This window comes from Pseudomonas sp. PDM19 (assembly GCF_014852215.1).
Lineage (GTDB): Bacteria > Pseudomonadota > Gammaproteobacteria > Pseudomonadales > Pseudomonadaceae > Pseudomonas.
The window spans coordinates 1-16,296 of sequence record NZ_JACVBG010000001.1 but is presented as its reverse complement, the minus strand read 5'-3'; the positions used below and the strand labels follow the sequence as shown (position 1 = coordinate 16,296).

Annotated in this window: 15 protein-coding genes and 2 rRNA genes; 6 read left to right on the top strand and 11 right to left on the bottom strand. The window is 65.8% G+C overall.

The genetic code is table 11. The annotated features are described in order from the left end of the window. Positions 1-59 precede the first annotated feature (59 nt). The 9 genes from IB273_RS00085 to IB273_RS00045 form a co-directional block, all read right to left on the bottom strand. Positions 60-920 (bottom strand): alpha/beta fold hydrolase, encoded by an 861-nt coding sequence (locus tag IB273_RS00085; RefSeq protein ID WP_192222907.1) that lies wholly within the window; start codon positions 918-920, stop codon positions 60-62. Positions 921-929: 9 nt separating this feature from the next. Beyond that, the gene (locus IB273_RS00080; protein WP_138216440.1) at positions 930-1,730 is read right to left on the bottom strand and encodes an alpha/beta fold hydrolase; all 801 of its coding nucleotides are present in this window, start codon (positions 1,728-1,730) and stop codon (positions 930-932) included. Between the two features lie 228 nt (positions 1,731-1,958). After that, entirely contained in the window at positions 1,959-2,606 is a 648-nt protein-coding gene (locus IB273_RS00075; RefSeq protein WP_192222906.1) for a LysE family translocator, read from the bottom strand. A gap of 45 nt (positions 2,607-2,651) precedes the next feature. Beyond that, a complete protein-coding gene (locus IB273_RS00070; protein WP_192222905.1) occupies positions 2,652-3,455 on the bottom strand; it encodes an AraC family transcriptional regulator in 804 nt (267 codons plus the stop codon). A 208-nt stretch (positions 3,456-3,663) separates the two neighbouring features. Beyond that, on the bottom strand, positions 3,664-4,089 hold the full coding sequence (locus IB273_RS00065; RefSeq protein ID WP_081519161.1) for a hotdog fold thioesterase: 426 nt from the start codon (positions 4,087-4,089) through the stop codon (positions 3,664-3,666). A gap of 15 nt (positions 4,090-4,104) precedes the next feature. Then, positions 4,105-5,772, bottom strand: coding sequence for an AMP-binding protein (locus IB273_RS00060; protein WP_081519160.1), 1,668 nt, complete (start codon positions 5,770-5,772; stop codon positions 4,105-4,107). Positions 5,773-6,030: 258 nt separating this feature from the next. Next, complete coding sequence (sixA, locus tag IB273_RS00055) at positions 6,031-6,495, bottom strand: phosphohistidine phosphatase SixA (protein WP_151186492.1); 465 nt, start codon at positions 6,493-6,495, stop codon at positions 6,031-6,033. Then, positions 6,492-6,848 carry a DUF4389 domain-containing protein gene (locus tag IB273_RS00050; protein WP_192222904.1) on the bottom strand — a complete coding sequence of 119 codons (357 nt, stop codon included), beginning with the start codon at positions 6,846-6,848 and terminating at the stop codon, positions 6,492-6,494. Before IB273_RS00050 ends, sixA begins: the two co-directional genes overlap by 4 nt. A 12-nt stretch (positions 6,849-6,860) precedes the next feature. Further along, a complete protein-coding gene (locus IB273_RS00045; RefSeq protein ID WP_081519157.1) occupies positions 6,861-7,883 on the bottom strand; it encodes an NAD(P)H-dependent glycerol-3-phosphate dehydrogenase in 1,023 nt (340 codons plus the stop codon). Between the two features lie 182 nt (positions 7,884-8,065). Here IB273_RS00045 and IB273_RS00040 point away from each other — a divergent pair, with 182 nt between their 5' ends. The 6 genes from IB273_RS00040 (at position 8,066) to IB273_RS00015 (ending at position 15,402) form a co-directional block, all read left to right on the top strand. Then, positions 8,066-10,174 (top strand): TonB-dependent receptor plug domain-containing protein, encoded by a 2,109-nt coding sequence (locus IB273_RS00040; protein ID WP_318652458.1) that lies wholly within the window; start codon positions 8,066-8,068, stop codon positions 10,172-10,174. A gap of 1 nt (position 10,175) precedes the next feature. Next, on the top strand, positions 10,176-11,096 hold the full coding sequence (locus IB273_RS00035) for an ABC transporter substrate-binding protein (protein WP_192222903.1): 921 nt from the start codon (positions 10,176-10,178) through the stop codon (positions 11,094-11,096). Beyond that, positions 11,093-13,009: an ATP-binding protein gene (locus IB273_RS00030; RefSeq protein ID WP_081519155.1), complete on the top strand. Its 1,917-nt coding sequence runs from the start codon at positions 11,093-11,095 to the stop codon at positions 13,007-13,009. The genes IB273_RS00035 and IB273_RS00030 overlap by 4 nt, the downstream gene beginning before the upstream one ends. Before the next feature lie 231 nt (positions 13,010-13,240). Further along, complete coding sequence (gene fabA / locus IB273_RS00025; protein ID WP_017517389.1) at positions 13,241-13,756, top strand: 3-hydroxyacyl-[acyl-carrier-protein] dehydratase FabA; 516 nt, start codon at positions 13,241-13,243, stop codon at positions 13,754-13,756. 10 nt (positions 13,757-13,766) lie between these two features. Then, positions 13,767-14,984, top strand: coding sequence for a beta-ketoacyl-ACP synthase I (gene fabB, locus IB273_RS00020; RefSeq protein WP_045208787.1), 1,218 nt, complete (start codon positions 13,767-13,769; stop codon positions 14,982-14,984). A gap of 118 nt (positions 14,985-15,102) precedes the next feature. Then, positions 15,103-15,402 carry a GNAT family N-acetyltransferase gene (locus tag IB273_RS00015; protein WP_412548051.1) on the top strand — a complete coding sequence of 100 codons (300 nt, stop codon included), beginning with the start codon at positions 15,103-15,105 and terminating at the stop codon, positions 15,400-15,402. Between the two features lie 367 nt (positions 15,403-15,769). Here IB273_RS00015 and rrf (IB273_RS00010) read toward each other — a convergent pair. Both rrf (IB273_RS00010) and rrf (IB273_RS00005) read right to left on the bottom strand, forming a co-directional pair. Continuing rightward, a 5S ribosomal RNA gene (rrf, locus tag IB273_RS00010) occupies positions 15,770-15,885 on the bottom strand. A 105-nt stretch (positions 15,886-15,990) separates the two neighbouring features. Then, a 5S ribosomal RNA gene (rrf, locus tag IB273_RS00005) occupies positions 15,991-16,106 on the bottom strand. Positions 16,107-16,296 lie beyond the last annotated feature (190 nt).

Below are 16,296 nucleotides of genomic sequence, written 5' to 3'. Positions count from 1 at the left end.
TGCAGCGTCGCGGCCGGCCCCGCTTTAGTCAAGCCGCAGGGCGCTACGGGGTGTTTCCCTCAGGCCTGCAGGAAGGGTCGGAAGATCGCCGCGACGGCTTCGGCACCCGCCTCGTCATCCAGGTGCAGGTGGTGCTGGCCGGGCAGCTCGTGGACCGCAAAGGGCCTGTCTTTCAGCAGCTCGCGGGTGGCAGGCTCGACCAGCATGAGGCCCTGCTGCGCCAGCACGAGGCTGGTCGGGCATTGCACGGAGTGGACGAATTGTCGCGCATGGGCGCGGGTCAGGCGCAGCGGCGACGGCAGGGTCAGGCGTGCATCGGTGCGCCAGGTGTAGCCACCGGGTACCGGCACCAGGCCACGGGATGCCAGCAGCTCCGCCGCTTCTCGGCTTACCGCGCCGACACCTTTCATGCGCGCTTCCACCGCGCGGTCGATGGCTTCGTAGACCGGCTTGCGCTTGTTCGGCAGGGCGAGCTGGGCGCGCAGGGCTTCGCCGAGCTTCTGCGGCGAAGTCTCAGGTTCGCCGGTATAGGGCACCAGGCCGTCGATCAGCGCCAGGCGCTCGACGCGTTCGGGCATGGCGCCGGCCAGCAGCACCGAGACGATGGCGCCCATGGAATGCCCGAGCAGGGAGAAACGCTCCCAGCCCATCTGGTCGGCCACCATCAGTACGTCCAGCGCGTAGTCCCACAGCAGGTAACTGGCCCCCGGCGCACGGTGGCCGGAATGGCCGTGGCCAGCGAAGTCCAGGGCGAGGATGCGCACGCCCTCGAGCTTGGGCGCCAGGCGGGCGAAGCTCATGGCGTTGTCCAGCCAGCCGTGCAGGGCGATCACCGGACGGCCGTCTTCCGGGCCGAAGAGGTGTGCGGCCAGTTCGATGTGCGGCAGGTTCAGGCGAATTTCCTGGACTTTGGCGGTCATGGCGATTCCTTAGGCGTTGGCGCGCTGTTGCCAGCGGGCGAAGACGGTCTTGAGCAGCGCGGCGGTGTCCTGCGGGCGCTCCAGCGGGAACATGTGGCCGCCCGGCAGCGACAGGCTCTCGCCCATGGGGATGCGGCCGATCAGGCGGGCATGGTGCGGCAGCACCACGCGGCTGTGGCGCCCGCGCACCATGGTCAGCGGCACGGCCAGCTGTTTGGCGCGGCCGGGCGCGGTATGCGGCACGTTGCGGTAGATGGAGATTTCCGTGGCCGGGTCGAACTTCAGCCGCAGGCCCCGCGCGTCGACCGGCGCCAGCCCGTGGCGCACGTAGGCCTCCAGGCAGTCGCGGTCGAAGCGCTTGAACAGCGGCTTGCCGGCGAAGTATTCCAGCGCCTCGGCAAAATCGTCGAAGTCCTCGCGGCGGCCGAGGGTGCGGCCGGCGGGCGTCAGCCGGTCGATGAAGCCGAAGCGCTTGGCGACGCGGATCACCAGCTGGTCGGCCAGCGTCAGCAAGGGCGAGTCGAGCATCACCACGCCGCGGTACAGCTCGGGTTTGCGCAGCGCCGCGTGGTAATGCAGCACGCCGCCGAGGGAATGGCCGACGCCCCACACGGGCTCGTCCAGCGCCTCGAGGTGATGCAGCAGCTCTTCCACCAGGTTTTCCCAGTTGGCGTTCACCGGGAAGCGCGGGTCATGGCCGTGCATGTCCAGCCGATGGACCCGGTAATCCGGCTCCAGGGCATCGAACAACTTGCCGTAGGTCCCCGAGGGGAAGCCATTGGCGTGGGCGAAGAAGACCGCTTGCGACATGCTGCGTGAACTCAGGGGAATGACAGCCTGAATTTTCCGACAGCACCGGGGGCGCGGCAATGACCCGCGCTCCCGCGAATGACGGCACTACGGCCAAACTCCATGGCGCTCCGGCGGATTTGCCCTGATCTCTCCCTTTTACGGCGGATAACTTATTCCAAGTTATGCGCCCTACGATGGAGTTCTCGTAGGGCGCATAACGCGGCACGCGTTTTCCGCCGACAGCCCTCAAACCCAATGCGTCGCGTGGCTCACCACGCTGAACAGGATGCCGCCCGCCACCAGCAGGAACACCAGTCCGCAGGCGCCGTCGATCACCGGCACCGCGCGCAGCAGGCGCCGCTGCCACAACGGTCGGGTGAGGATCACGCTGAGCAGGCTGAACCAGACGAAACCGGTGCCGAACAGCATCACCGCCACCGCGACCTTGCCAGGCGCCGACATGTCCACCGGGATCAGGCTGCTGAGCAGCGCAAGGAAGAACACCAGTGCCTTGGGGTTGAACAGGTTGGTCGCCAGCCCACGTAGCCAGGGGCCGAGCCTCGACGCGGACAACTCGCCGTCGATGCGCCCTGCCCCGCCCGGCTTGCGCAATGCGCGCAGTGCGCCGACACCGAGCCAGCCGAGGTAGGCCGCGCCCACCAGTTGCAGCGCGCTGAACAGCAGCGGTGAGCGGCTGAGCAGCAACGACACGCCGGTCAGCACCAGGGTGCCGTGGACCAGGATGCCGCAGGCCAGCCCGAGGGCGCTGAGCACCCCGGCGCGGCGGCCCTGGTGCAGCGAGGTGCGCACCACCAGCGCGACGTCCGGGCCGGGGCTGACCAGGGCGACCGCGAACACGGCGGTAAGCATGAGCAAGACGTGAACCTCCTGCATGGCGGGATTCTCCAGTGGGAATGAAACGGGATTTTTTAGGGCGGATCAGCGCTGGCGTAGTCGCGCGGGCGGCAATCCGTAGGTACGGCGGAACAGGCGGCTGAAGTGTGCCTGGTCATAGAAGCCCAGGCTCAGGGCGATCTCCGACAGCGGCTGGCCCTTGATCACCCGCGGCAGCGCACGTTCCAGGCGCAGCTGGGTCAGCCACTGGTGCGGCGGCAATCCGCACTGGTGGCGGAAGCGGCGCAGTACCTGCCAGGGGCTGAGGTCGCAGAACCCGGCGATCTCTTCCAGAGTCGGCGGGGTTTCCAGGCGCGATTCCAGCCACTCGCGAAGGCGCGCCCAGGTCACGGCGTCGAAGCCCTGCCCCGGCTCGCGGATGCGCAGGCTGGAGGCGCGCTCCAGCAGCGCGGCCAGCGCCTGCCAGAGCTGGCCTTCCTGTGCCAGCCGCTCGCCGCCGAGCATCAGGGAGTGTGCGCGTTGCAGCTCGACTTGCAGCAGTGGATCGCGCAGTTGCGCGGCAGTCAGGCGCGGCGCGCCCTGGCGGCCATCGCTGAAGGCGCGGCAGGCGTCGTCCAGCCATTGCGGGTCGATGGACAGCACGCGGATGCGGTAGCCGTCCTCGCCTTCGCTGGAACCGTCGTGGATGCTTTCGGGGCTCATCAGCAGGATGTCGCCATTCCCGGCCAGCGAGCGTTCACCGCGATGCGTGTAGCGCTGGCAGCCGTCCAGCATCAGCCCGACGTGGTAGTCGAGATGAAAATGCCGGGGAAAGGCGAAACGGCGGTACTCGGCGTCGATGAAACGGACGCCGGGCAGGCCGCTGCTGTGGTGTTCGATGCGTTCCATGGGCCTACTGTACCGGCGCGGGAACGGCGGGTCTTGGACAAAATTGCGAGGGCGCCGGGCGGCGCTCCTACAATCGCAGGGAGCGCCCTTGTAGGATGGGTGGAGCCTAGGCGATACCCATGCTGCTGATGCAGGAATCGATGGGTATCGCTTCGCTCCACGCCATCCTACGGTCCCATCCAGGGACAGGCCGCAGATTGGAACTGGTTCAGCGCTCCAGCGGCACCACCGCCATGGTCAGCCGCGAGATGCAGCTCGGCTTGCCGTCATCTCCATGCAGGCGGATTTCCCAGACGTGGGTCGAGCGGCCGATATGCACCGCCTTGGCCACCGCCGTCACCCGTCCGCTGCGCAGCCCGCGCAGGTGGTTGGCGTTCACTTCCAGGCCCACGCAGTAGTACTTGCTGTTGTCCAGGCACAGGTAGCTGGCGGTGGAGCCGACGGTTTCCGCCAGCACCACCGAGGCGCCACCGTGCAGCAGGCCGTAGGGCTGGTGGGTGCGCGAATCCACCACCATGCTGGCGGTCAGCGAGTCGTCGTCGAACGCCTCGAAACGGATGTCGAGCACTTCACCGATGGTGTTCTTCAGGTTCGCGTTGAGCTTTTCCAGGTCGGGCGTGGTGCGCCAGGTCATTCCGCATTCCTTCTGTCATTCATGCCATTGCACCGCCTCGCGGCGCTCCGCCCATTCATTGAAGCGCTTGCCGTAGGTCCCTTCCACCACGTTGCGCTTGATCTTCAGGGTCGGCGTGAGGAAGCCGTTGTCCACGGTCCAGACGTCCTTGACCAGCACCAGCCCGGCCAGGCGCTCGTGCTTGTCCAGCGCTTCATTCACTTCCGTCAGCAGCTCCTGCAGGCTCTGCTCCAGCTGGCTGCGCGAGCCGTTGGCGGCTTCCTGGCGGCCTACTTCGGAGAGCACGCAGAGGCCCAGCGGGGCGATCAGGCCGTCGCCGACCACGCAGATCTGCTCGATCCGCGAATGCACGGCCAGGCGGTTTTCGATGGGCGCCGGAGCGACGTACTTGCCCTTGGCGGTCTTGAAGATTTCCTTGATGCGGCCAGTCAGGCGCAGGTGGCCTTCGGCGTCCTGCTCGCCCTTGTCGCCGGTGCGCAGGAAGCCGTCTTCGGTGATGGTCTCGGCGGTGCGCTCCGGGTCCTTGAAGTAGCCGACCATGGTCGCGCCGCTGCGTACCTGCACCTCGCCTTCGTCGCTGATGCGCACTTCCACGCCGGGGCTGTTGCGGCCGATCCAGCCGACCCGCTGCTCACCCGGCCGGCAGACGTGGGAATAACCGCAGTTCTCGGTCATGCCGTAGACCTCGAGCACGTTCAGGCCCAGACGCTGGTACCAGCCCAGCAGCGCCTCGGGCACCGGCGCAGCCCCGCACAGGGCGAAGCGCACGGCGTCCAGGCCAAGGCCGGCGAGCACCTTGCGGCCCACCAGACGGCCGACGATGGGCAGGCGCAACAGGCGGTCGAGCTTCTGCGCCGGCATCTGCGAGTAGACGCCCATCTGGAACTTGGTCCAGATGCGCGGCACGCCGAAGAACACCGTGGGCCGCGCGCGGCGCATGTCGGCGACGAAGGTGTCCAGGCTTTCGGCGAAGAAGATCGTCTGCCCGGCATAGATCGACGCCATCTGCACGAACATGCGCTCGGCCACGTGGCACAGCGGCAGGTAGGACAGCAGGCGGTCCTCCTCGCCGACGCCGAACAGGTCGATGGCATGGCTGGCGGCGAAGGCGAAATTGCCGAAGGTGTGCATCACGCCCTTGGGCGTGCCGGTGGTGCCGGAGGTGTAGATGAGGGTCGCCAGCGTCGCGGCGTCCGGGCGCGGATCGTCGCTGATCGGCGCCAGCTGCTGCAGGTCGCTCCACTGCTGGTCGAAGTGGCCCTGCGGATGCAGCGGCAATGCGACGGTCGGCACGCCCTCGGGAATGCCGTCCTTCATCGCCGGCCAGTCGTCGAGCTTGCCGATGAAGGCCACCCGCGCTTCGGAGTGAGTCATCACCTGGCGCACGGAATCGGCGGTGAGGTTGGGATACAGCGGCACCGAGACGTGGCCGGCCATCCAGATGGCGATGTCGGCGACTATCCAGTGCGCACAGTTCTTCGAAATGATCGCCACCCGGCTGCCTTCGGGCAGGTCCAGGCTGCGCAGCCAGGCGGCGGCGCGGCGGGCCTGCTCGCCCACTTCGCCCCAGGTCAGGGTCTGCACTTCGCCGCCGGTCAGCGGCTGCACCAGGTAGCGTTTGTTCGGGTGGCTCTTCTCGCGCTGATAGAACAGGTCGAGTGGTAATCGGACTGCTTTAACCACGTGCCCCTCCTTTGTTCTTGTTGTCAGAGGTGTAGCTCAGGGATATAGCGATGGATCAACCAAGCACTTGCTTGGTTGAATATTCCACGCAGCGCAGCGGCAGACAAGGCTGGTCGTGTGAACTTTTGTAGGATTTAGCCGAAGGATGGGCTCCAGACGCTCTGCGACGGGCCCTGCGTGGAAACATCCGGGCACGATTTACCGGCGTCGGAAATGCAAAAGGCCCCTTGCGGGGCCTTTCGCGGAGACTTGTCTGCCTCAGGAATGCCGCGGATGGTGCAGCGACACCAGCTCCATCAGCCCCGCTACCGGCACCTCGCCTTCCAGCTCCGCCAGGGTGGCGGTGCTGAACGGCACGGCGTCGCTGCGGCTGCCATGCACCAGCAGGCCGGCCAGCGCGCCCACCAGCGGCTGGTGGGTGACCAGCAGCAGGTTCTGCTCGTTGCGGCCGTCGAGGAAGCGCAGCACGTCCTTCGGATCATCGTCGGGGGTCAGCCAGGGCGCGGTGCCGACGGAACCCTCGAAACCCAGTGCCTCGCGGACCAGTTCGGCGGTTTCCTGGGCGCGCACATAGGGGCTGGCGAGGATGCCGTCCAGCGGCTGGCCGGCGAGCTGGGCAGCACTTTTCAGCACTTCCTTGACACCATGTGCCGTCAGCCGGCGCTCGGAGTCGCGGCGGGCCTGGGGTTCGGCTTCACCATGACGGAGCAGCCAGAGCTTCAAAGCTTGGGCTCCTCGTCGCGCACCGGGTGCGGCGCCGGCGGCACATCATGCGGGGCCTCGCCTTCGGGCGTATGGGCGGTCGGCCAGTCGGCGAACGGCCAGGGTTTCTCTTCAGTCTGGAAGGTGCCGAAGCGGCCGATCTGCGCGAAGTACTGGCTCAGGCTGTCACCGAAGCCCATCAGGCTGCCGCTGGGCGCGCCGTAGATGATGCGGTAGACCAGCTGGATGATCACCACGGCGCCGAGGATCATCTCGGCGACGAACCAGACCAGCGCGAAGACCAGCATCCAGACGACGCGCAGGACCAGGGATTCTTTCTCCAGACGGTCAGAGGGCTGACGTTCCGCAGACATGGTGATACCTCCTCAGAAACCGGTGGTGGGAATGAAGTCGACGTCGGTCTTCGGCTCGCCGCTCATCAACGCGCCGATGACCTGTTCCAGGGTGCGGCCGCCGAACAGGATGGCGTTGAGGCCGGCCACCAGCGGCATGTAGACCTGCAGCTCGTCGGCCTTGGCCTTGAGCACCTTGAGGGTGTTCACGCCCTCGGCAGTCTCGCCCATGCGCGCCACGGCGTCTTCCAGGGTGAGGCCTTCGCCCAGGGCGAAGCCCACCTGATAGTTACGGCTCTTGGGTGACGAACAGGTGACGATCAGGTCGCCCACGCCGGCCAGGCCGAGGAAGGTCATGGGGTTGGCGCCGAGCTGGACGGCGAAGCGGGTCATCTCCGCCAGGGCGCGGGTGATCAGCATGCCCTTGGTGTTCTCGCCCATGCCCAGCGCAGCGGCCATGCCGGCAATGATGGCGTAGACGTTCTTCAGCGCGCCGCCCAGTTCGACGCCGAAGCGGTCGCCACTGGCGTAGACGCGGAAGGTGCGCCCGTGCAGTGCATCCTGCACCTGGGCGCAGAGGTCGTCATCCTCGCTGGCGACCACGGTGGCGGTCAGCTCATGCTCGGCGATCTCGCGCGCCAGGTTCGGGCCGGAGATCACCGCGATGCGGGATTTCGGCGCGATCTCTTCGAGCACCTGGCTCATCAGCTTGAAGCTCTGCGCTTCGATGCCCTTGGTCAGGCTCACCAGCATCTTGCCCGCCAGCTCCTCGCTGCGGCCGTCGAGCACCTTGCGCAGGGCGCTGGAAGGCACCGCGACGAAAATCATCTCGCACTCGGCCAGGGTCGCGGCGAGGTCGGTGGTCGGCTCCACGCCGTCATGGATGCGCACGCCCTTGAGGTAATTGGGGTTCTCGCGGCGGGTGCGGATCGCCTCGGCCTGTTCCTCGTCGCGCATCCACTGGCGAACGCGCTGTCCGTTTTCTGCCAGCAGATTGGCGAAGGCGGTGCCGAAACTGCCACCACCGAGGACGGCGATCGGTTGCTGCTGTGTCATGTCTGTTCCATTGGTGACCGCTTAGGGGCGGCGATTGGGCCATTATAAGGCCGCATCGGCGACCGGCCAGTCCGGATCGCAGGACTGGCAATCAGCGCTGCCTCGTTTAACATCCGTCCTGTGGAAAACGTCTAGCCGTAGACATTGACCGAACCCATAAGAACCGAGAACAAGGTCGTTCCGTGCATCGTCCCGTCCGCGCTCCCCTGCCGCTTTCCCTGCTTGCCGCACTGCTGGCGGGCGAGGCCGTGGCGGGCGACCTGTTCGTGGACAGCCTCGACGTCCCTGAAATTCTGACCGCGACGCGGCTCAAACAGTCCCCCGCCGAAGTCCCTGGCAGCATGACGGTGCTCGACCGCGACCTGATCAAGGCCTCCGGCGCCCGCGACATTCCCGAACTGATGCGCCTGGTGCCGGGCATGATGGTCGGCTACCTCTCGGGCAACCAGGCAACGGTGAACTACCACGGCACCAACGTCACCGAGGCGCGGCGCCTGCAGGTACTGGTGGACGGCCGCTCGGTATACCGCCCGGGCCTGGCCACGGTGGACTGGAGCGACATCCCGGTGGCCATCGAGGACATCGACCGCATCGAGGTCTTCCGTGGCCCCAACGCCGTGAGCTACGGCGCCAACGCACTGATGGGCGTGATCAACATCCTCACGCGCCACCCGGCGGACAGCCAGGGCACGCGACTGAAGTACACCGCCGGGCAGAACGGCGTGCGCGACTGGTACGCCAGCCAGGGCATCCATGACCGCTCCGGCGACTACCGACTGTCAATCTCCGGGCAGGCAGACGATGGCTTCGACCACGACCAGTTCGACCGCGACTACCGTGACGGCCGCCGCCTGAGCCGCTTCAACCTGACGGCCAGCCACAACCTTGACCTGCGCAACAGCCTGGACTGGCAGCTCGCGGCGAAGGAAGGCAGCAACCAGCGCCCCTACGACTACGAACCGATCTTCGGCAACATCGCCGCCGGCGACGACAACTCCGACCTGACCGCCCGCGACTACGCCGGCTCCCTGCGCTGGACCTTCGACATCAACCCCGAGCACAGCCTCTACGTGCAGGGTTACGCCGAACACTGGGAGCGCCTGCAGGACTTCGGCGCGTGCGAGGCGCAGATCGCCTTCAGCCCGCAGCTTGCGCAGTTGTGGGATATGAATCCGAAGTACGTGCAGAACTTCGCCGACACGCTGCCGCGCATTCCCCGTGGCACCGCGCACGAGCAGGCACTGGCCCGGCAGGTGGTCCAGCAACTGGCGGCCGGTGCCTACCTGCCGGTCTGCGGGCAGGTGAACCAGAACATCCGCGAAACCCGCTACGACCTCGAAATCCAGGACACCCTGAGCCTCGCCGATGGCGTGCGGCTGGTCAGCGGCATGAGCTACCGCCACGACCAGGCCACCTCGGAAACCTACTTCGACGGCACGGTGAACAACGACATCTGGCGCCTGTTCGGCCAGCTGGAGTGGCACCTGACGCCGCACTGGCTGCTACAGGGCGGCGCAATGGTGGAGGACGACCAGCTCTCCGGCAGCTCGGTCAGCCCGCGCCTTGCCCTCAACTACCTGATCACCCCGCGCCACAGCCTGCGCGCGGTGTACTCCGAGGCCGTGCGCTCGCCGGACATGTACGAGAACGACGTGAACTGGAGCTACCGGGTGCGCAACCTCTCGGCACCGGTCTACGGCCAGTCCAGCGCCTACTACTTCGCCCGCGCCCACGGCCCCGGCGATCTCGACCAGGAGCGCATGCGCTCGCGGGAAATCGGCTACAACGGCCAGTTCGACGAACTCGGGCTCGCGGTCGACATCAAAGCCTACTACGACGAAATCCACGGGCTGATCAGCGATCCCTTGAAGGTCTCCGACTTCGAACCGAGCAACGACAACGACATCCGCTTCAGCGGCGCCGAGTCCCAGCTCGACTGGCGCCTGACGAGGCAGGATCGCGTGCGCCTGACCTACGCCTATGTCGATTACGACGCCAGCAGCCGTTATGACCAGCGCCTTACCGCGCGCAACAGCGGCTCGGCCGGCTGGATGCGCGACTGGGGGCGCGGCTGGTCGAGTTCGGTCTTCTACTACGGCGACGATGCACTGAACGAGCACCGCTTCGAGCGCGTCGACCTGCGCGTGGCCAAGCGCATTCCCCTGGGTCGCGCCGCACTGGAGCTGGCCGGCGTGCTGCAGCAACGGCTGGACGACGAACCGCTGACCTGGCCGGAAAACCGCTACGACAGTCGCCACCTGCTCTACTTCAGCGCCGAGGTGGACTTCTAGCATGTCTGCCCGCCGCTCATGGACGAGCCCCGGAACCCTACTCAGCGCCCTGCTCCTCGGGCTGGCCTGCCTGTTCGCACTACCGGCCCAGGCCCGTGACATCCTGCTGGTCAGCACCGAACAGAGTCAGGCCCTGCAGGACTTCGCCGAGGCCCTGGCGCAACGCCGCCCGCACGACCAGGTGCGGCTGGAATCCCCGGAGAACCTGCCGCCCGCCGCCAGTCTCGATGGCGAAACCCGCCTGCTGCTGCTCGGCAGCGGCGCGCTGAACTGGCGCCTGGCCAGTGACGATGCACCGCCGGCACTGACCCTGCTGGTCAGCCGCGTCGAGGCCCGGCAAGTGCTGGGCGAGCGCGAGCCGCCACACCTGAGCCTGCTATGGAGCGACCCGCCACCGGCACGCCAGCTGCAACTGGCGCTGCAACTCAGCCCACGTCCGCAACGTATTGGCGTGCTGATCGGCCCCAGCAGCGAATTTCTCCTGGAAGAGCTTCAGCGCAGCGCGGATCAACTCGGCGTCGAACTGGTCAGCGAGCTGCAAACCCGCGCCGAAGACAGCCGCCCGCTACGAGAACTGCTCGGTCGCAGTGACCTGCTGCTCGGGCTGGACGACAAACAGCTTTATAACGCGCAGACCATCAAGGGCATCCTCCTCAGCGCCTACGCCGAGAACCGGGCGCTGATCGGCCCCACCGCCGCCTTCGTCAAGGCCGGCAGCCTGGCCAGCAGCTACAGCGACCAGAGCGACTGGCTGGAGACCCTCGACACCCTGCTCGACGAGCCGGCGGAGCAATGGCCCCGCAGCCTCTACCCCGAACGCTTCAAGGTGCAGAGCAACCGCCAGGTGGCTCGCTCGCTCGGCATCGACCTGCAAGGCGACGCGGAACTCGCGCAGCGCCTGGCCGAAGGAGAAAAACCATGAGTTCCCGCAAGAGCTGGAACATCCAGACGCGCATGCTGGCCATCAGCCTCGGCCCGGCGCTGCTGCTGACTGTGCTGCTGACCGCCTACTTCACGTATTCGCGTCTGCAGGACCTGCGCCTGGAGTCCAACCACACCGGCCAGCTGATCGCCAACCAACTCGCCCCGGCGGCGGAATACGGAGTGATCTCCGGCAACCTGCCGGTGCTGCAGAGCCTGTTGCGGGCGACCTTGAGCACCGCCCACGTGCGCTTCATCGAAGTGCGCGATCGCGGCGACAACATCCTCGTCTACGTCGAGCACGCCGCCGATCCCGCGCAGGCGAGCACCAAGGTGGAAATCTTCCACGCCTCGATCCAGCGCGAGAACATCGCCCTCAATGGCAGCGACCTGGCGAGCTCCAACGACATGCTACCGACGGCCGCACCGCCCAGCGGGGATTACCTCGGCCGCGTGGTCGTCGGGATGGCCAGCGACGCCTTCAGCGAACGGCAACAGGAAATCCTCCTCAAGGCCAGCCTGCTCGCGCTGTTCGCGCTGATCCTCACCTACCTGCTGGCGCGCCGCCTCGCCCGCCGCCTGGCCGCACCGATCCATACCATGGGCCGCGCCGTGCAGGCGATCCAGACCGGCGACTACCACACCACCCTGCCGGTGCCGGATGACGGCGAAGTCGGCGACCTCGCCCGGCACATCAACAACCTGGCCCGTGGCCTGCAGCAAGCCAGCCTGGAGCAGGAGCGCAGCATCGCCCAACTGGTGGCGGCGCGGGAGGAGGCCGAAGAGGCCAACCGCGCCAAGTCCGATTTCCTGGCGATGATGAGCCACGAGCTGCGCACCCCGATGAACGGCGTGCTGGGCATGCTGCAGCTGCTGGAAACCACCGAGCTGAACCAGGAACAGGCCGAGTACAGCGCACTGGCCACCGAATCCACCGAGCACCTGCTCAAGGTCATCAACGACATCCTCGACTTCTCCCGCGTCGAGCGCGGCGCGCTGGAACTGGAGCGCATCCCGTTCAACCTGCTGGAGCTGATCCAGAGCTCGATCCAGGTCTTCCAGCACAGCGCCCAGCAACGCGGCCTGGAACTGGAAATGAACGTGCAGGACGGCCTCGACAACCTCGAGGTGCAGGGCGACCCGACGCGCATCCGGCAGATCCTCGTCAACCTGCTGGGCAACGCCCTGAAGTTCACCGAGGAAGGCGGCGTGCGCCTGGAAGCCACCTGGCAGGCGCTGGACGACGAGGTGCTGTGGCTCAGCTGCTCGGTGCAGGACAGCGGCATCGGCATCTCCCGCGAGCGCCTGGAGCACATGTTCGAGGCCTTCCAGCAGGCCGATTCGTCGACCTCGCGGCGCTACGGCGGCACCGGACTGGGGCTGTCCATTGCGCGCACCCTGGCCGAACGGATGGGCGGCACCCTGGGTGCGGTCAGCGAGGAAGGTTGCGGCTCGACCTTCACCCTGGAGATCCCCCTGCCCTTCCGGGAGCGTCAGAGTGCCGCAGACGACGGGACGAACGGCGGCGACGCCCTTGCCACTGGTCAGTCCGTGCTGCTGGTGGAGGACAACCCGGTGAATCAAACGGTCATAGAAGCTATGTTGCGCAGCCTGGGTTATCGCGTCACGCTGGTGGGTGACGGCGCCCAGGCAGTGCGTACCTCGGAGCGCGGCGAGTTCGCGGCGATCCTGATGGATTGCCGCCTGCCGGTGCTCAACGGCTACGAAGCCACCCGGCAGATTCGTGCGAAACCGGGCGGCGAACAGGTACCGATCATCGCCCTGACCGCCAACGCGCTGCAGGGCGACCGCGAGGCGTGTCTTGAAGCAGGAATGAACGACTACCTCGCCAAGCCGTTCAAACGCGCGGAGCTGCAGCGGATTCTGCAGCGCTGGGTTGCTCCAGGTCGTTGATCGATGGAGCGCTTGCCCGCAAACTGCGGACCGGCCCGGGGCCTGCGTCCCGACGGGGAAACCTGGCATCGGCGAAAAGTGAACAAGCGTTCGCCGATTGCTGTGACTTTCACTTAAAGGCAATAGTCTATGACTAGGCTGCCGCATGACACCGTGACAAGAACAACGGAACGCGGCGCCGCAGGCACAAGCCAAACAACGCCTGCTATCCAGGATTTTTGAGGAGCTCGCATGACCAAACAAAACGCCTTCACCCGAGAAGACCTGCTGCGCTGCAGCCGCGGCGAGCTCTTCGGCCCGGGTAATGCGCAACTGCCCGCCCCGAACATGCTGATGATCGACCGCATCACCCACATCAGTGATGTCGGCGGCAAGTATGGCAAGGGCGAACTGGTCGCCGAGCTGGATATCAACCCGGACCTGTGGTTCTTCGCCTGCCACTTCGAGGGCGACCCCGTCATGCCCGGCTGCCTGGGCCTCGACGCCATGTGGCAGCTGGTTGGCTTCCACCTCGGCTGGCAGGGCAACCCCGGCCGTGGCCGCGCCCTGGGTTCGGGCGAAGTGAAGTTCTTCGGCCAGGTCCTGCCGACCGCCAAGAAAGTCACCTACAACATTCACATCAAGCGTACGATCAATCGTTCGCTGATCCTGGCCATCGCCGACGGCACCGTCAGCGTCGATGGCCGCGAAATCTACAGCGCCGAAGGCCTCCGCGTCGGCCTGTTCACTTCCACTGACAGCTTCTAAGGGTATCCGCATGCGTCGCGTCGTGATCACCGGTCTGGGCATCGTTTCCTGCCTGGGCAATGACAAAGACACCGTCTCCGCCAACCTGCGTGCAGGCCGTGCTGGCATCCGCCACAACCCCAGCTACGCCGAGATGGGCCTGCGCAGCCACGTTTCCGGTTCGGTCAACCTGAACCTGGAAGAGCTGATCGACCGCAAGGTCTTCCGCTTCATGGGCGACGCCGCCGCTTATGCCTACCTGGCAATGGAACAGGCGATCAAGGACTCCGGCCTCACCCCCGAGCAGATCTCCAACCCGCGCACCGGCCTGATCGCCGGCTCCGGCGGTGCTTCCACCCTGAACCAGATGGAAGCCATCGACACCCTGCGCGAGAAGGGCGTCAAGCGCATCGGCCCATACCGCGTCACCCGCACCATGGGCAGCACCGTTTCCGCGTGCCTGGCCACTCCCTTCCAGATCAAGGGCGTGAACTACTCCATCTCCTCGGCCTGCGCCACCAGCGCGCACTGCATCGGCCAGGCCATGGAGCAGATCCAGCTGGGCAAGCAGGACGTCGTCTTCGCCGGCGGCGGTGAGGAAGAACACTGGAGCCAGAGCTGCCTGTTCGACGCCATGGGCGCCCTCTCCACCCAGTACAACGACACCCCGGAAAAGGCCTCCCGCGCCTACGACGCCAAGCGTGACGGTTTCGTCATCGCCGGCGGCGGCGGCATGGTCGTGGTCGAAGAGCTGGAACACGCCCTCAAGCGTGGCGCCAAGATCTACGCCGAAATCGTTGGCTACGGTGCGACTTCCGATGGCTACGACATGGTTGCCCCGAGCGGCGAAGGCGCCATCCGCTGCATGCAGCAGGCCCTGTCGACCGTGGATACCCCGATCGACTACCTGAACACCCACGGCACTTCCACCCCGGTCGGCGACGTCGCTGAAATCCGCGGCGTGCGTGCAGTGTTCGGCGACAAGGCCCCGGCCATCAGCTCCACCAAGAGCTTGTCCGGCCACTCCCTGGGCGCCGCTGGCGTTCACGAAGCGATCTACTGCCTGCTGATGATGGAAGGCAACTTCATCGCCGGTTCGGCAAACATCGACGAGCTGGACCCGGAAGTCGCTGACCTGCCGATCCTGCGCGAGACCCGCGAAAACGCGAAGATCGACACCGTCATGAGCAACAGCTTCGGCTTCGGCGGCACCAACGCCACCCTGGTCCTGAAACGCCACAACGGCTGATCGGTGATCCAAGCAAGAAAGGCGCCCCAGGGCGCCTTTTTTGTTGCCTGCGATTCCGCCCTACCCTCGCGCTGCCAATCCCGTCAGGATGAGCAGGCGGATAACAGGGAGCGCAGAGATGGAATTGACGATCAGACAGGCCCACAACGGCGACGCCAAGGCAATCAGTCAGGTCATCGTCGCGGCCGTCAGGGAAAGCAACGGCCAGGACTACCCGGCGAGCGTCATCGAATCGGTGGTGGCGAACTTCACGCCTGAACGGGTGATCGAGCTGCTGCAGCAACGCCTGGTGTTCGTTGCCTTGCTGGGGAGCGAGATCGTCGGCACAGGTGCCCTGGATGGCAATACCGTGCGCAGCCTCTTCATAGCGCCACAGCAGCAGCGCAAGGGCATCGGCCAAGTCCTGTGGGGCAAATAGAGAAAACCGCCCTACAGCGCGGCGTAGAGACCCTGCTGGTCCCCTCTTCTCTCACCGCTGAAAGCTTCTACGCTCTCCTGGGCTATCGCGTGGTACGCGAACAACTCCACGGCGAAGAGCGCACCCTCATCATGACCAAACCCCTTACTCCCCTGTAGGAGCGGGCCATGCCCGCGAACCGCATCCCTCACGGACCTCCGGCAAACACCGGTCGTAGGGCGCATAACGCCTCAAGCGTTATCCGCCATCGCAACGAATAACCCGTCTCGGGTTACTCGCCCTGTATAGGGCTCCCGCATTGGCTTTTTCCGCCCCAAAAACAAAACCCCCGACCAGCTCTCGCTGATCAGGGGCTTTGGAATTGGAAGCTTGACGATGACCTACTCTCACATGGAGAAACTCCACACTACCATCGGCGATGCATCGTTTCACTACTGAGTTCGGGATGGGATCAGGTGGTTCCAATGCTCTATGGTCGTCAAGCAATTCGGCTGGATGCTCGCCTTGGCGCTCATCCGAATTCGGGTTGCTTACACCAATAAGCAAAACCCCCGGCCAGCGATGCTGACCAGGGGTCTTGGGATAGGAGCTTGACGATGACCTACTCTCACATGGAGAAACTCCACACTACCATCGGCGATGCGTCGTTTCACTACTGAGTTCGGGATGGGATCAGGTGGTTCCAACGCTCTATGGTCGTCAAGCAATTCTTTATGGACGCTCGTGGCACGTGCACACGCTCATCCAGATTCGGGTATGTGACAGGTATTTGCGGTTCACACGAACTTTCGGTTCGTTACGTCTTCACCGTACAACACGCAAATTGTTTGGGTGTTATATGGTCAAGCCTCACGGGCAATTAGTATCGGTTAGCTCAACGCCTCACAGCGCTTA

Excerpts from the sequence above, each read along its gene's own strand:
- IB273_RS00085 (WP_192222907.1), bottom strand. The coding sequence starts at position 920 with ATGACCGCCAAAGTCCAGGAAATTCGCCTGAACCTGCCGCACATCGAA.
- IB273_RS00015 (WP_412548051.1), top strand. The coding sequence starts at position 15,103 with ATGGAATTGACGATCAGACAGGCCCACAACGGCGACGCCAAGGCAATC.
- IB273_RS00035 (WP_192222903.1), top strand. The coding sequence starts at position 10,176 with ATGTCTGCCCGCCGCTCATGGACGAGCCCCGGAACCCTACTCAGCGCC.
- fabA (WP_017517389.1), top strand. The coding sequence starts at position 13,241 with ATGACCAAACAAAACGCCTTCACCCGAGAAGACCTGCTGCGCTGCAGC.
- IB273_RS00065 (WP_081519161.1), bottom strand. The coding sequence starts at position 4,089 with ATGACCTGGCGCACCACGCCCGACCTGGAAAAGCTCAACGCGAACCTG.
- IB273_RS00080 (WP_138216440.1), bottom strand. The coding sequence starts at position 1,730 with ATGTCGCAAGCGGTCTTCTTCGCCCACGCCAATGGCTTCCCCTCGGGG.
- fabB (WP_045208787.1), top strand. The coding sequence starts at position 13,767 with ATGCGTCGCGTCGTGATCACCGGTCTGGGCATCGTTTCCTGCCTGGGC.
- IB273_RS00075 (WP_192222906.1), bottom strand. The coding sequence starts at position 2,606 with ATGCAGGAGGTTCACGTCTTGCTCATGCTTACCGCCGTGTTCGCGGTC.
- IB273_RS00045 (WP_081519157.1), bottom strand. The coding sequence starts at position 7,883 with ATGACACAGCAGCAACCGATCGCCGTCCTCGGTGGTGGCAGTTTCGGC.
- IB273_RS00030 (WP_081519155.1), top strand. The coding sequence starts at position 11,093 with ATGAGTTCCCGCAAGAGCTGGAACATCCAGACGCGCATGCTGGCCATC.
- IB273_RS00070 (WP_192222905.1), bottom strand. The coding sequence starts at position 3,455 with ATGGAACGCATCGAACACCACAGCAGCGGCCTGCCCGGCGTCCGTTTC.
- IB273_RS00050 (WP_192222904.1), bottom strand. The coding sequence starts at position 6,848 with ATGTCTGCGGAACGTCAGCCCTCTGACCGTCTGGAGAAAGAATCCCTG.